Source organism: Mesorhizobium sp. M0800 (assembly GCF_040320095.1).
Taxonomy (GTDB): Bacteria; Pseudomonadota; Alphaproteobacteria; order Rhizobiales; family Rhizobiaceae; genus Mesorhizobium.
The window spans coordinates 97,581-112,977 of sequence record NZ_JAMYOZ010000019.1 but is presented as its reverse complement, the minus strand read 5'-3'; the positions used below and the strand labels follow the sequence as shown (position 1 = coordinate 112,977).

Annotated in this window: 11 protein-coding genes and 1 pseudogene; 4 read left to right on the top strand and 8 right to left on the bottom strand. The window is 59.5% G+C overall.

The window, feature by feature from the left end:
• The first annotated feature begins 9 nt into the window (after positions 1-9).
• On the top strand, positions 10-2,025 hold the full coding sequence (locus NKI18_RS21510; RefSeq protein ID WP_353020400.1) for a class I tRNA ligase family protein: 2,016 nt from the start codon (positions 10-12) through the stop codon (positions 2,023-2,025).
• Between the two features lie 619 nt (positions 2,026-2,644).
• Here NKI18_RS21510 and NKI18_RS21505 read toward each other — a convergent pair.
• The 3 genes from NKI18_RS21505 to NKI18_RS21495 form a co-directional block, all read right to left on the bottom strand.
• Positions 2,645-4,102, bottom strand: coding sequence for an NAD-dependent succinate-semialdehyde dehydrogenase (locus NKI18_RS21505; protein WP_353020398.1), 1,458 nt, complete (start codon positions 4,100-4,102; stop codon positions 2,645-2,647).
• A gap of 525 nt (positions 4,103-4,627) precedes the next feature.
• Positions 4,628-5,974, bottom strand: a complete 1,347-nt coding sequence (locus tag NKI18_RS21500; RefSeq protein ID WP_353020422.1) for a M16 family metallopeptidase — start codon at positions 5,972-5,974, stop codon at positions 4,628-4,630.
• A gap of 1,404 nt (positions 5,975-7,378) precedes the next feature.
• Positions 7,379-7,555: a hypothetical protein gene (locus NKI18_RS21495; protein ID WP_353020397.1), complete on the bottom strand. Its 177-nt coding sequence runs from the start codon at positions 7,553-7,555 to the stop codon at positions 7,379-7,381.
• A 450-nt stretch (positions 7,556-8,005) separates the two neighbouring features.
• Here NKI18_RS21495 and NKI18_RS21490 point away from each other — a divergent pair, with 450 nt between their 5' ends.
• Positions 8,006-8,218: a cold-shock protein gene (locus tag NKI18_RS21490; protein ID WP_023679670.1), complete on the top strand. Its 213-nt coding sequence runs from the start codon at positions 8,006-8,008 to the stop codon at positions 8,216-8,218.
• A gap of 227 nt (positions 8,219-8,445) precedes the next feature.
• Here NKI18_RS21490 and NKI18_RS21485 read toward each other — a convergent pair whose 3' ends face one another.
• Positions 8,446-8,916 (bottom strand): Ros/MucR family transcriptional regulator, encoded by a 471-nt coding sequence (locus NKI18_RS21485; RefSeq protein ID WP_352823474.1) that lies wholly within the window; start codon positions 8,914-8,916, stop codon positions 8,446-8,448.
• A 549-nt stretch (positions 8,917-9,465) separates the two neighbouring features.
• Here NKI18_RS21485 and NKI18_RS21480 point away from each other — a divergent pair.
• Entirely contained in the window at positions 9,466-9,768 is a 303-nt protein-coding gene (locus NKI18_RS21480; protein ID WP_353020395.1) for a DUF982 domain-containing protein, read from the top strand.
• Between the two features lie 799 nt (positions 9,769-10,567).
• Positions 10,568-11,623 carry a cytochrome-c peroxidase gene (locus tag NKI18_RS21475; RefSeq protein ID WP_353020393.1) on the top strand — a complete coding sequence of 352 codons (1,056 nt, stop codon included), beginning with the start codon at positions 10,568-10,570 and terminating at the stop codon, positions 11,621-11,623.
• A 274-nt stretch (positions 11,624-11,897) separates the two neighbouring features.
• On the opposite strand, the gene NKI18_RS21470 is transcribed toward NKI18_RS21475, so the two are convergent.
• From NKI18_RS21470 to pdxR, 4 genes and pseudogenes are all read right to left on the bottom strand, one after another.
• Complete coding sequence (locus NKI18_RS21470; protein WP_352822101.1) at positions 11,898-12,224, bottom strand: helix-turn-helix domain-containing protein; 327 nt, start codon at positions 12,222-12,224, stop codon at positions 11,898-11,900.
• A 439-nt stretch (positions 12,225-12,663) separates the two neighbouring features.
• Entirely contained in the window at positions 12,664-13,215 is a 552-nt protein-coding gene (locus NKI18_RS21465) for a B3/B4 domain-containing protein (RefSeq protein ID WP_353020392.1), read from the bottom strand.
• Positions 13,216-13,587: 372 nt separating this feature from the next.
• Positions 13,588-13,665 (bottom strand): annotated as a pseudogene (locus NKI18_RS21460) (MOSC domain-containing protein); the annotation flags it as partial.
• Positions 13,666-13,826: 161 nt separating this feature from the next.
• Positions 13,827-15,332, bottom strand: coding sequence for a MocR-like pyridoxine biosynthesis transcription factor PdxR (gene pdxR / locus NKI18_RS21455; protein WP_352572149.1), 1,506 nt, complete (start codon positions 15,330-15,332; stop codon positions 13,827-13,829).
• Between the last annotated feature and the right edge of the window lie 65 nt (positions 15,333-15,397).

The window sequence follows — 15,397 nt, the reverse complement described above, 5'->3', positions numbered from 1 at the left end:
TTCGTTGTCATGCGCAAATACACGTTTTCTCGAACGGAGCTGTCGCGGGCGTTCGGTATCGACATGGCCACGCTTGGAACGGGAAGCCCTCGCACGGGGTTTTCATTCGGAAAGGTTGGACCCGGCGTCACATCCGAGCCCCATCGGCACGACGAAATCGAGGCCTTCGTGATCCTGTCAGGATCGGGCAAGGTCAGGACCGACCTTGGGGAAATCTCGGTCGAGGCGGGCGATGTCGTTCTGTTCCACCCTTTTGAAGCCCATGTGCTGCGCAACGACGGAAACGAAGACCTAGATTTCGTCGATGTCTACTGGCGAGACGGCGAGGCCGCCCTTGATGCCGCTGCAAAGACCACGGCTCCACGCGGGCCGATCTTCGTCTTCTCCACGCCGCCAACGCCAAATGGCGATCTGCATCTGGGGCATCTTTCTGGCCCCTATTTCGGCGCCGACGTCTATACTCGTTTCCTGCGCATGAAAGGAGTCGAAGCATATCACCTCACTGGAAGCGATGACAACCAGAGCTACGTCACGACACGCGCCGATGCCGATCAATCCACGCCTGCAAACGTGGCGCGCTACTACGCCGACGAGATTCGCGCCACGCTTGCACTTCTCGATTGTGACGTCCACAGCTTCCAACCCACAATGGGCGATGACGGTTACGGCGAGTTTCAAGCCGCGTGTTTCCGCAGTCTTCTGAGTAGCACGGCGGTAGATCTGCGCCAGAGCCCTGCGCTTTTCGATGCTGTGACAGGCCACTATCTTTACGAGCCGGATGTTAGCGGCCTCTGCCCCGATTGCGGCGGCTCCGCCGGTGGCAACATCTGCGAGGAATGCGGCGCCCCAAACCTTTGCCATGACTTGGGTGCAGCCCGGTCACGGCAGTCTGCCGAGGCGCCGCTGGTCGGCTCCGTCCGCCGCCCGGAACTCGCCTTGGACCGATGCTACGACAATATCGACCGGCATCTAAGGGCGTCGGGCGTCCCGCTACGGATCTTGGATCTCTTCGCGCGCCTACGCCGACGCGGCAACTTTTCAGTGCCCATTACCCACCCCTCGGACTGGGGCCTGCCGGCCGAAGGGTTCCCGGGGCAAGTGATCTGGGTCTGGCCGGAGATGGCCTTCGGTTTTCTTTACAACATCCAGGCGCTCGGCCGCTTGCTGGGTCGCGACTGGAAGGCGGAGATGCCCGGCAACGACTGGCAGATTGTCCATTTCTTCGGCTTCGACAATTCGTTCTACCACGCGCTACTCTACCCCGCTCTTTACGCCGAGGTCTTCTCCCACTGGACGCCACGCATCCACTATCACGTCAACGAGTTCTACCTGCTCGACGGCAAGAAGTTCTCAACCAGCTGCCGTCATGCGGTCTGGGGCAAGGAGGTTCTGAGCCCAAAGACAGTCGACGTCGTGCGCCTCCATTTGGGCCTGACACGCCCGGAAGGTGAGCGGACGGATTTCACGCTGGACGCGCTGCGCCGCACCGAGAACGAGATGTTCCAAGGGATCTGGCTGAACTGGCTCCATGCGTTGAACCAAGAAATCAAGCAGGATTTTGGCGGCCGTGTGCCCGATGCAGGCGACTGGAGCCCGGCCGACCGCGCCTTCTTTGCTCGGATAGAGATCTATCGCGCCGCGATGGAGCGCGCCTATTCGGACGAAGGCTTCTCGGTCCGGCGCGCGGCCGCTCAGGTCTGCGATTTCGTGCGCGATTGCGTGATCTACCGTCGGGCGCAATACTATGCGGCGGCGCGACGTTTCTATCCCGCCCGCAATCGGACTTCGCTAGCCCTTCAGACGACGGCCGCTGCGATCCTGGCACCGACACTCGCTCCGCTGATGCCCCGATTCGCCAGCACGGTGGCGCGAGGCATCGACGGCGTCACAACCGAAACATGGCCCCGGTCCGTCCAGCGCCTTGCGCCCGGGACGCGCTTTGATCTCGGACCCGTGTTGGTGTTCTACGCCAAATCCGGCAATCCTCATCTCGATGAGGAGGAAGCACTAAAGGTGCACCAGTGAGCGATCCCAATCTCGACCAGATCTGCGCGGCAATCAAAGCCGATGATGCAAAGTATCTTTACTCGCTGCCACTGGCGACCGAACCCGCTATCAGACGGTAGAGACCAGATTGGCGGACCTGAACCCAGCATCGTCGACACCCTGGCCCGCGAAATGTCGAATGCGAATGCCTGCCTGATGGTATCTTCGATACTGTCCGAGCCTGTACTGGCGCGGCAGTCGGCCGAAGAACAACTGAGCTACTGACAATCAGAAGGTAGCAGGTTCAAAATTCTGCCCCAGAAACCGGATATTGCGCACAACCAGCGTTCACGATCGCGATGGTGCACAAGCTTCCAACCATACCGCGCAACGACTGCCCGTCGCCTGAAGATAGTCGGCGAGGGCCGCCAAATCCCTCGCAAGCGTATCCTCCGTCACATGCACGCCGTCTTCGCCGACAATGCAGACGCTTGTCTCGTCGAGAGATAAGTCCAGCCAGGGTGCTCCTTCAGGATTGCGTGTTTGCTCGGGTACGGAGCCGCCCCTCAGTTCCCAATCGAGGAGCGATCCTACAATTCACATATTTGGAGATCGGGCTCGCTAGGTTATCGGGCTGTTAACCCTGCAAGCCGAAAATTCAGATGCCGCCCATGCAGAGATATTTCATTTCGAGGTAGTCCTCGAGGCCATGGCGGGATCCCTCCCGCCCGATGCCGGACTGTTTTATCCCACCGAACGGCGCCGCTTCTGAAGACATCCGGCCGGTATTTACCCCGACCATTCCATATTCCAAGGCCTCGGCCACACGCCAGACACGCTTCAGGTTGGAGGCATAAAAGTAGGCCGCGAGGCCGTAGATCGTGTCGTTGGCCTCACGCACGACCTGATCCGCATCTTTGAAGCGAATGATCGGTGCCAGCGGCCCGAATGTCTCCTCTTGCGCGACGGTCATCTCGCTGGAGACACCGGTCAGGACTGTCGGTTGGAAAAACGTGCCATTCGTGCCGATGCGTTTGCCCCCGCATCGAATTGCGCCGCCTTTGGCGACGGCATCGGCAATATGGGATTCGATCTTGGCCAAAGCGTGCTTATCGATGAGCGGTCCGATGTCCACTCCGGGAGCGAAACCGTCACCAACTTGAAGTTGGCGAGCCCGTTGCACGAATTTCTCGACGAACTCGTCTTGAACGCCCGAGTGGACGTAAAGGCGGTTCGCCGAAACGCAGGTCTGGCCGGCATTGCGGAACTTCGCCTGGATCGCACCGTCAACCGCTGCATCGATGTCGGCATCATCGAAGACGATGAAAGGTGCATTGCCGCCGAGCTCAAGGCTGACTTTTTTGATCTGGTCCGAGCACTGGCGCATGAGAAGGCGCCCGATCTCAGTCGACCCGGTGAAGCTGATCTTGCGGACCTTGGGATTGGTACAAAGTTCGCGGCCGACCGCGTCACCTTCGGACGCATAGATCAGGTTGACGACGCCTTCGGGAAAGCCAGCCTGATGGGCGAGGGCGAACATTGCTCCCGCCACGAGCGGCGTCTGTTCAGCGGGCTTGAGGACGATCGTGCAGCCCGCCGCCAAGGCTGGGGAGATTTTGCGCGCCACCATCGAGGCCGGGAAATTCCATGGCGTTATCGTGCCAACAACTCCGATGGGCTGCTTGATTACCAGCATTCGGCGGTCCATCGATGGTGCGGAGATCGTCTCGCCATAGACGCGATTGGCCTCCTCGGCGTACCATTGCAGATAGGCCGCAGCATGCGATGTCTCCGACTTGGCTTCGGCAAGCGGCTTGCCCATCTCAGCGGTGAGAATCGCGGCGAGATCGTCGGCGTGGTCGATGATCAACTGATGCCATCGCCATAGAACGTCGCTGCGCTCACGTGCGGTCAACCCTGCCCATCCACGCTGCGCGACATAGGCCTTGTCGATCGCAGCGCGTGTCTCCTCGACACCCATGTCGGGTAGTTCTGCCAGCACTTCGCCAGTCGACGGGTTGAGGACCTCGAATGTCCGCTCGCTAGTCCGCGTGCCAAGTGCCGGCAGGCGATCAATGGGTCCAAACAGGTCAGGGGATCTCAGGTGACGGATCATCGGCAGGCACAGGGGGCAATACCGGATTCCTCCTCAACGCAGCAGGTATATATAGCAGGTGCGGTGTGTACTCCGCGACGTCCGGGTTCCTTATAGGGCCTCGGCCAGACAGCTGGTAGACCACGGCACCCAACTGGAAAGGGAGAATACCTGAATACGCTAGAAGATGCCTCGCGGTTCTACTAGTCGAACGATTGAACAACGGACGTCGGCTTCGCCAGCCGCGCCGAGTGGATGCTGGTGGCCTGCGCCTACAATCTGCGGACCACGAATCGGCGACTCTATCGACTCGAAGAGAGGCTGGCCTGAGGAGGAGCGCACCCCAATAATGACGCCTGAACCCGGCAAATGCCTGGCAAGGCCCGCGCCGCTCCTCGCTGCTTTAAACAGATCCCGTTTACCCGGCGAGCGCCCGCAAGATGAGGAAGAGGATGGAGAGGAACAGGGTGGCGAAGGCGCGCCGAGGGAAGACCGGCCGGCGCATTTGCATGGGGATGGAGCTCCTGATCAATTCCCCGCCTGTTGCTACGGCAAAAGATAGCCTGTGGTCGAATGGTCGAGCACCAGATAACGCGCGGCGACCGCCTTGACCTCTTCGGTCGTGACCTTGCGGACGCGGTCCGGCCTCTCGAGCACGTCCTTCACATTGCCACCGGTGGTGAGCGTTTTGCCATAAATGCTGGCGATTTGGTCCAGCTCGTCGTGCGCACAAATCACCGAGCGGATATAGCGGTCTTTGGCCTTGTCCAGCTCGTCGCTGGTGACGCCATCCTTGGCGATCCGGGCGACTTCGGCAACGGCCGCCGCTTCGAGATCGACGAGCTTTGCATCGCCGCGCGGCGAGCCGGAGATGGTGAAATTGGTGTCGTCTAGCATGGTGCCCTGGAAGAAGGCGCCGGCCGCCGAGGCTATGCCTTGCTTGAGGACAAGCTCCTGATAGAGCCGGCTGCGGTTGCCGCCGCCGAGGATCTCGGCCAGCAGGTCGAGCGCCTCGGCCTCGCCGGGCTCTGCCGTATGATAGGACGGCACCACCCATTGGGTGGAAAAGCTCGGCACCGAAACGCGCGCATCGGTCAGCGTCACTGTGCGCCTGGTGTTCTGCTTCGGCTCGACCGGGCGGTTGCGCGGGGGCAGGTCCGGCCCGCGCACAACCTTGCCATAGGTCTTCTCGGCCAGCGCCTTCACCGTCTCAGGCTCTACGTCGCCGGCCACCACCAGCACGGCATTGTTCGGTCGGTAGTATTTGTTGTAGATGGTGAATGCGTCGGTGCCGTTCAGCTTCTCCATCTCCTGCATCCAGCCGATGACCGGAATGCGGTAGGGCTGGTTCTGCCGCAACGTCGCGTTGACCTCCTCGTCCAGCAGAGCCTGCGGGTTCGTCTCTCTGCGCCAACGGCGCTCCTCCAGGATCACGTCGCGCTCGGTCTTGATATCATCCTCGTTGAGGATGAGGTTGAACATGCGATCGGCCTCGAAGCCCATCATCTCACCCAACGCCGAGGGCGCCACCGTCTCGAGGAAGGTGGTGTAGTCATAGGCGGTGAAGGCGTTATTGTAGCCGCCGATGGCTGAGACGGCTCGGTCGAACTCGCCGGCGGCGTGGTTGGTCGTCGCCTTGAACATCAGACGCTCGAGGAAATGGGCAATGCCGGATTTGCCCGGTGGCTCGTCGGCGCTGCCGATCTTGTACCAGACCATATGAGTGACGATCGGCGCGCGGTGATCGGGGATGACGACCACTTCCATGCCGTTGTCGAGCAGGAAATCCGTCACTTTGCAGTCGTCGGTGGCGGCCGGAGCCGGAGCGGTCGTCACCAGGGCCAGCGCGGTGGCAATGAATGCCTTGCGCAGCCAGGGGGACCGAAGTTTGATCGATGGCTCCGGTTGTGCTGGCTGGTCGAAAGGCAAGGTTCGAGGCAAAGTGATTTGTTCCTCATTTTGATGAAGGCGCTGCGTCCTCGTCTCCCCCCCTGGGAGGATCGGCGGACAGCGCCGAGCCAGATGAGCAACCGGCTTCATGGTGCTAGGCCTTACTCGAGCCTCGTCTTTGGATGAACCCAGGAGACCTGCGGCGGTATTTCTTGGTGATTTGATCATGGGGGGCGACTTCTCCTTGGTGCGTGACGCGTTTGCGGATGACTAGGCATGAACTGCGCCAGATCAGAAAACCGTTCGAGGCATGCGATAGATCGGGCGCTGCTATGTTGCGTATTCGACATCGTCGGACATCGGACAGGGCCGAACGCGACGCGCGCGCGGCTTGGGACGATATCTCCACGTTCGGAAGACGATTGGGCCCGCTGCCGGGGGAGCGGCATAGGATGCGCTTCGAATAGCCGCTGCACTGAGTGAGTGAGAATTTAGCTGTTGGTCGCCCCAGCGGAAGGCTGTCCTCGACAGGCACGCCAGGGTCGAGGCTGAACGGCAGAGGAGACAGGAGCGTGGCGGGTTCGAGCGCGTGGAGCCTTTTCGCGCGCGAAGACGGATCTCATCAAGGATCTGCAACAGTTAGGGAATATTCGCGAGGCGCTGGAAACGAAGATCGTAGGACATCAGGCGAGAAAGAAGGATGCGTTGAGCGCTTTTGGCGGATGAGCTTGCCCGAAGTCGTTGCGCGTGATGAGTTGCTGCGGAACAGGGATCGTTTGCATGGGGCCTTGGTCGAACTTGAGGAGAAAACAGATTCCGCCCAAGCGCCGGACACAGTTTCCCAGCTGATCCGAAAGTCAAATGTTGACGGATTCACCAGCGAACCGGGCGGTCCTAGCGACGGCGTGTCGCTGGAGGCCAGCACTCGTTCGAGCGTCAGGACTCCAAGAGAACGGGACTTTGTCAGAGCCATCTGCGATCCCAAACTGAGACGTGCAAATATAGCAACGTCACGAAAAAGTTTTGCCGGCCGCCTACAAGCCACCGTCATTGATTTCAAACAGACCCGTTGTCGGAGGCTGATTACAGGTAAGGTCCATCAACATCGCAGGTTCGTCAAATGGGCTTTTGAGATTGTGGCCATCTTGAAATCCGATGACATCAAAATAGTCTTCGGCCGTCATCGCTTTGCTGTGCGGATCGGCCTATGTAGCGCGCGGCATAGGGCCGATCAGACTGATCCGCATAGCGGGTTCGCGTGTTTGAACGGCGATGCCCTTGCGGCAGGTAGGCATCGCAGCTTACCGTCTATTTTCAGCAGTCCGCATCTTCCGCCGGCCTCATGCGGCAAGATGGCCTGGCGCCTGCTGCAAAGGCCTCTAATCGGGGCGGCCTCTGAGCTTAAGGCTATCCAGTCAACAATAGCCTGATCCTGCTCATTCTGACGCGCGCCAACCGCCGCGCCGGATTGTGGAACCGCTCGTGGGTAGCTTCTACCACAAACAGAAAGGTCATCAAATCAAGCAGGAAGTCGTCGATCGCTTGGGCGATTGTTTCTGACTTACCCTTGAACTGATCCAGCAAAACTGCGCCTTATCGATCGCATCCGGGCTGGCCGCATCGATTAGAACCTCGATCGTCTTGAAACAATCCAATGCGAAACTCCTCAAAGCGCTTGCCAAGGGGTTATGCACGAGGGTGGGCCCGTGAACCACCCAGCCGTTGACCTGGTGGCCCGACGAATAAGGCATCACGCGGCGAGGGCGCTTAGTGCGCGATGTAGTTGGGTCGACGTCAGCGCATCCGTCTCCAAGGACCAGCCGTAGCACGTGGCGGGAGCGCTCGAAGATCGGGTGCTTTGGGCCATGCCAGAGCCTGCTGGCTGTAGGCGGTCGCGATGGAGTGCGCCAGTTGCCGCCGACCAATCAAGCCGGGCCTTGAAATTTTTCGTTCTGCTGCGCCTAAGTTTCGGCTATGAATCGGGCTGGCCCTAATGGCCTGCCCGCGTTGCAATTGTTAAAAAGGAACACGTATATGCCGACTGGAACGGTAAAGTGGTTCAACAGCACCAAGGGGTTTGGATTTATCCAGCCCGACAATGGCGGTCCGGATGTTTTCGTCCACATTTCCGCTGTCGAACGCGCGGGCCTCTCGACCCTCGCTGACGGCCAGAAGATCAACTATGAGATCGAGCAGGACCGCCGCACTGGCAAATCCTCCGCTGGCAGCCTCAGCAAAGCTGGTTGAAATTTTCTCCTGCGTCCTGGCAAGAGTGGGCGCGTAGGTCCGGAGGTCCTCACGGCCGCTCGATAGGAGCGAGCAAAAACTGAGGGCAGCAGATTGCTGCAGGCGTCGCGAATTCCTCATGAAACAAAGTTGTTTGAAAGGAAGGCGGGGTTGGCCCGCCTTTTTATATGACGCGCAGATTAAGCCGATGTCTGCAACGCTCCAGAACGAATCTGCGATTGCCGAAATCAAGCCGCGACCTTCTTGCGGGTTCGCTTCGTCGGCGCCGGCTCCGGCGCTTCCGGCTCTTTCGGTTTGCGGCCGAGCCCCATCGTCTTGGCCAATGACGAGCGCGCCGCGGCGTAGTTCGGCGCGACCATGGGATAATCCGCCGGCAGGCCCCATTTGGCCCGATATCCATCCGGCGTCAGCCCATAGTGGGTCGACAGATGGCGCTTTAGCGATTTGAATTTCTTTCCGTCCTCAAGGGAGATGATGTAGTCCGGTGTCACCGACTTCCTGATCGGGACTGCAGGCGTAAGGGCAACCGGCTCTTGTGCAGAGACACCTCCGGCCGTCCCTTTCAGAGCCGCGTGCACTTGGCCGATGAGGGCAGGGAGATCCCCCACCGGGATCGGATTGTTGGAGACATAGGCTGAGACGACATCGGCCGTGAGCTCGATGAGGGTGTCGATGTTTTTTTCGGCTTCTTCTGTCATGAAACTCTCCAGGCGGCGTGAAACACAGTCGGCGAAGCGTCGCTTCATAGTGGCGGTTGCCGCTGAAAGCAACAAAGGTCTCGACAGGATTGTTGCGATGTTCGTCCAGCGAGATCTACGGCGCGGTATCCCGCCGTCGTGACCGTTGATCCGTCCGTTGTTGGCGAGCTGCCGCGGTGCTTGCGCATTTTCAGGCGCGTCTCGGCCGTAAGCTTTGCGCCGAAATGACCAGTAATCTCGAAACGAAGCGGGCTATTTCTGTTTCGCCATCCTCTCTTTGGCTGTGAAATCCATGGCAGAGCAGTGGCAGCTTCCTGGTGGCGCGTGGAGGAAGTATCAAGCGTTGATTCGCAATGGTCGAAACGATGTAGATTATCATCCGGTGAGCCGCCCTCGCAGCAGTTAGGGATTGGCCCCTGGTAAACCGAGGACATCACGCCGCTGCTTTGCTATTGAACCGCTATCGCTGTGACAACACATTCCGCAAAGGTGGGCGGGAGAAGGCGCCTGTTCACGCAAACTAGCAGTTCAGCAGGTCGGGAGGAACGAATGAGCTCAGGGACTTTCAGCAGCCCACTTTTCGTAAGGCGTGCAGCGCACATCGTGCAAGAGATTGCCAGTCCTGCGGATGCTATCGATTTTCTCAACGAATGGCCAGAAGATCGCAGAGAACGGATCTACGAAGCCGCCCTCAGGACGTGCTTTGATGCATACAACGGACGAATATCTGCGAGCGCAGCGCGCAAGACTTTTTTCCGCTTTGGGGAACAGGTCGCCATATTGGAAGATGCAACCTCCGCGATGCAATGGCTCGCTGCCTGCATGTCGGGCAGTGGAAAAGCGCAAGTATAGGCGTCGCAGTCGTATGTGAGGCTGGAGCGGGTACGCCGACGAGGAGATTCGCCGGCATCTGGAGCGTACTATAGCGAACAAACAATATTTTGCGCCCTATGGCGATGTTAATCATCTTGTTGTATTTGTAAACCAGCTTCTCGCGACAGGACTGCAACGCTTCCGATGTGAAATCACTGCGTTGGACTTGGTTCTCTCAAATTCATGATGGTAAATTGCCGTGTAGTTATTGCAACGCAGTTGTCCCATTGAAGCAAGATGATAAACGAAGCCAAAATTGTGCTCCGTGGTCTGCCAATATTCGCTCAATGGAGGCTATAGGCGTCACAAGCCGATCAAACAGCTACTCGGACGCCCTTTGAGATTTATGTAATTTCGCTCACCCCAAACGGCCCTCCACAGTCGAAAATAAGATTGTCCCGCAAAGGGTGCTACAAGACGCGATCGCGGATCGATTTGGGCCCACGTCGATCTGGCGAAGGCACGCCGGAAATCGAGCAGGACCTGCAGCGGAGCAGATAACCCGAACCGAAATCTGAGACAGCGGCGGACCCGATTTCTTCATAGTAGAAGGCGCAGAGAGAACCGGACCACGGCTCCGGCGCCGCCGCTTGCCGAGCAGCGATCCTCCGCCTCCCAAAATCCAATCGAGAAGAGCGTTCAATTCCGGGACGGTCCAAGCTCTGCCGCAAAAACAGGTGTCAGACCACCCGGTCCTCTCCCGCAACTGATCTAGCGCAGGGCGTTCATGAGCCGCATATCCCAGAGTGGCTGCGTGCACGAGGCAGCGAGATCATTTATGAAAATCCTATTCAGTATGATGGCTGTCCCCTTGCTGACGGCCACCGCCTTTGCTGCGGATTCGATCCCCGCAGACCTCAGAGAAACGGCACTGGCCACTTTCAAGGCTTTGCCACCCACCACGCCGGCAGTCGCCAACAACCCGATCACCCCGGAAAAGATCGCTCTCGGCAAGGCACTGTTCTTCGATCCACGCGTCTCTGCGTCAGGCGTCTTGTCGTGCAACTCGTGCCACAACCTGGCCACCGGCGGCGACGACAATCACGAAACCTCGATCGGCCATGGTTGGCAGAAGGGACAGCGCAACGCGCCGACTGTACTGAACGCTGTCTTCAACATCGCCCAGTTCTGGGATGGTCGTGCCGAAGACCTGAAGGCTCAGGCGAAGGGACCGGTCCAAGCCGGGATCGAAATGGCCAATACACCGGGCCAAGTCATCACCACGCTCAAGTCCATGCCGCAATATGTCGAGTGGTTCGATGCAGCTTTTCCGGCTGAAGCCGATCGGGTCACCTTCGACAACCTCGCCAAGGCAATCGAAGCCTTCGAGGCGACACTGGTCACGCCGGCCCCCTTCGACAGTTTCCTGAATGGCGATGACGCCGCCATGACTTCCGAACAGAAACAGGGCCTGGCGCTTTTCATGGACAAAGGCTGCTCGTCCTGCCATGGCGGTATCAACGTTGGTGGGCAAGCCTATTACCCATTCGGCCTCGTGGAACAGCCCAGCGCCGAGGTCCTGCCGGAAAAAGACAAGGGCCGATTTGCGGTCACCAATGCAGCCGACGATTCCTATGTTTTCCGCGTGGCGCCGCTGCGCAACGTTGCACTCACCGCGCCATACTTTCATTCGGGCAAGGTTTGGGATCTGAAACAGGCCGTTGCCATCATGGGAACCACCCAGCTTGGCGTGGTACTGGCGGACGAAGAAGTCGACCTGCTTGTTGCCTTCCTCAACTCGCTGACCGGAAAGGCACCCGAGGTCGCCTATCCCATCTTACCCGCCGAAACGGCGACAACACCCCGGCCTATAACGCAGATCTTAGGAAAATAAACGGCCAGCTGACTGCGGAACATCGCAATTGACAATGATTGCGACTTTTACTGGACGAGACGAGTCGCGACGTCCATGAGAACGCAAATGGCTCGTTTCCAAAGTGCAGACACTGCTTCCGTCACCAGCTGGTTGCGATGGAATCATGTTGGGATCTGGCGTGCGACATGCCAAGGAAGGCGTCTGACGCATGAGGCTCGCGCGCTGTCGATACCGCGGCGGCCGGCCATCGCGCTGGCGGCCGAATTGCCGCGCGCCGAAGTGATCGGCCCCCTTAGGGCGAAGGGGCAGCCACTCCGTCCTCCATGTCCAGCGATTCTTCGACTGCTTCCGGATTCCGGGCGATGGTCCAAAGGAGAGTATTCGCCGCTGCATCCGGTTTCGAGCGACCTTGCTCCCAGTTTCGAAGCGTTGCCAGATCGAGGCCATACCTCACGGAGAATGCCTCCTGAGAGAGCTTCGTGCGATCCCGGACTTCGCGAACACTTATCGGCCGCGGCGCATGAACCTTCGCGATCACGCCTGCGGACGACAGTTCATTCTTCAGTGCCAATAGGTCGACGCAAGGAACCGTCACGAACGCCTTGCCGTGATCGACCATCTCCGTGAGTATCGCGTGGGCCGTCCTGAGCGGCAGCTGTCTCTTAACGAGAATCCGGGCGGCCTCAGGTGTATTCGCGCCGTGAAGAAAACTGAGGCTCAGTCGGACGGGAGAGCCTGACGACACCGGGACGACGTCCCGGGTTCGCACCCGTTGTCCGTACCGCTCCATGAATTTCGATGTAGTCGACATTAAGCTTCTCCGCGATCACTCGACCGAGCTTGCGCAATTTGGACCATCCCCACTGGAGGCATCGCGATAAAAGTACGCCAAACAACGCTAAGGGAGAACAGGCAGTGATCTGATTTCGTTCGACGCTCGTTTTCGAGAGCCGTTCTGGGTCGTTCGCAATCAACTGTGTAGGCCAGCGGAGCGAGCAAGGAGCGCCAGATCCGGACAGGGCTGAGTGGGGTGTTTCTCCGAAAGATGGGGCCATGCCCTAAGGAACACGAGATGTAGTGGACTCGTCGATCCGCGCGGTTTCGATTCGCGCACCCGGGCACAACGCTGGGATAAGTCCCATCAGATGCTCTCCGGTGGCCGTCATCTGTTTAGCTGACATTGGGCCGAGGGCTTCCAGCACGAGCCACATGGCGCGGGTATCGACCGTGACCATGGTGCGCCGCCCCTGCCGCCAGTTCCAGCGGCGGCACGTGACACCGGCATCATCGCACCAGATGACTTCGCCCGGTTCGGGATGCTCGGTTACCATTTCACCTTGCTGGATCGTGTCGAATGGCTCCGCTCCCTTCGCAATTAAAAGTCTCGGGACCCCCTGGTAGAGATCGAGATCCTCCCCGCCAATCGGAACGCCATACAACACGCTGACGGCATTGTAGGCATCAACCAGTGGGGAAATCCGCGGGAGAGAGCCATCTTTCCGCACCCGCTTGAGAAGCGCGGCGGCCGAGCACGGCGTTCGATTGGCCTTTGTGCCGAAAGCCTCGTAGGCAACGGCCCGCCGCAAGACGCGCGTCCCTTTGGGCGTCATCGCGAAGCGCCGCCTGTTCCGCCGCCGCAATCGTGTCGTTCAACGCCTGTGCATCCGGCACGTCGATTTCAGCGTTCCGCACCACAATGCTGATCAGATGAAAATCCTGGTAGCGGGCCTTGATCTCGGGGGCAACCAATGGCGTGAAAGACATGGGATGCTCTTTTCTCATAGGGAGGCTTTGCGCTGGGGGTCGTTCGGGAAATGTTTGAAGAAAGGTGCTTGTCGAGCGTCCAGATCTTCTGGCATCGGCATGGTGCATGCCGCACCATGCGCTGGATAATTCCATTATTCGGCGGTGGACAAGGCCTGATAGAGATCGTCGATTATGTCTTGCGGGTGCTCGAGCCCACCTCGGCCGGCAACAAGCTACGCCTCCTCCAGATCCTCCATTTCATAGGAGGTAGCGGGCGCGATATGGATGTGAAGCAGCTTTCCTTGCCAGGTCATGCATCGCTTTCGGAAATTCGTCTCGCACGAAAATCTGCCGCCAAACTGGCCTGATCAACAGCACCAGTTGCATGACGTATTCCCAGTCCAGTTGGCTTTGCAACGAAATGCGGTTCAGCCCAAGGGTCGGTTTCCTCGCCAGCACGCCACGTCCCGCCGTTTTAGCCACCGTGTCCCGGCAACGCGTCTTGCACCTGCTTGACAACCGCTCGCAGGATCTCAACGCCCTTCTCGATTTGCCGAATGCTCAAGGCGGCATAGCCCATGACAAGCCCCACGCGATCGATGTGGCCTTCGTCCGATTGCCGCTCGTAAAGGGGCGAGATCAGGTGCAGCCCCAGGCCCGCGTCTCGGGCGGCTTCGACCAGGGTCGTTTCCCGCGATCGCGGCAGTTCGTCGAACCAAACGACGACGTGCAGACCGGCCTCTGCTCCCTGGACAGCGATGCGATCTCCGAAGCTGCGCCGCAAGGCGCCCAACAACGTCTCCCGCCGCTCGCCGTTCAGCCTGCGCACACGCCGCACATGGCTTTCGTAGCCGCCACTCTCGAACAAACAGGCCAGAGCCTCCTGTTCAGCCACCGGCGAATGCCGGTCCGCGAATTGTTTGGCGGTAGCGAAGACCTCCTGCAATTCCGTCGGGACGACGAGGTAGCCTATGCGCAGCATCGGCGAGAGCGTTTTGGAGATCGTGCCGAGGTAGATGACAGCCCCGTGGTCCTCGAGACTGTGCAGCGGAGGGACCGGATTGATGTCGTAGCGATATTCGCTGTCGTAGTCGTCCTCGATCACATAGGCGTTGTTGTGCCGCGCCCATTCCAGAAGCTGATGGCGGCGCGCGATCGGCATGACGCCGCCCAGCGGAAACTGATGCGATGGCGTGACATAGGCCAGTCGCGCCCCGATCCCCGCCAGCAACTCCGTCTTCATCCCGTCCTCGTCGACGGTGACGGGGATGGGCAAGGCACCCGTACTGGCAAAGACCTGACGCGCCATCCTGTAGCACGGGTCCTCGATGACGAAGCGGTCGGCACGATCGAGAAGCAGGCGAGCGCACAGATCGAGGCCCTGCTGCGAACCGTTGATGATGATGATCTGCTCGAGGTCGCAGCTCAGCGTTCGGGCGCGCCAGAGATAGCCCTGGAGCGCCTGGCGCAGCCGGCGCGAGCCGCGAGGGTCGTCATAGGCAAGACGCAACGGGCGCTGCCCCATCGCCTCGTTCATCGCACGTTTCCAGACCAATGCGGGGAAGTCTGACGGCGCCAGGTCGCCATAGCGGAAATCGACCTTCAGTCCAGTCGGCAGATAATCCGGCCAGGGCGGCGTGACGCGCAGTCGTTCGCCATAGGCGGACAGATGAACCGGGCCGACTCGTTTCGCGACAGTGCGGCTCGTCTCAGGACCGATCAGCGAGGATGCAACGCGGGGTCGTGCGCCTTGACGGACGTCGATGAAACCATCCGCAGCCAGTTGCTCATAGGCGACCGTCACCGTCGTTCGCGAAACCCCAAGGTCATTTGCGAGGCCTCGGGAGGACGGCAGCTGACTGCCGGTTTCGTAGACACTTCCGAGGATCTGCTCGCGAAGAGCCTCGTAGATCTGGCGTGCACCCATCGCGTGCGTGCGACCTGCAGAACCGGCACTTGAAGACTGGACCATTTCATTCATCGCCAACTGGATATTTCACATTGGCCAGTTTGCCGTCAATCTTTCGGAAACCCAAGAAAGATCTA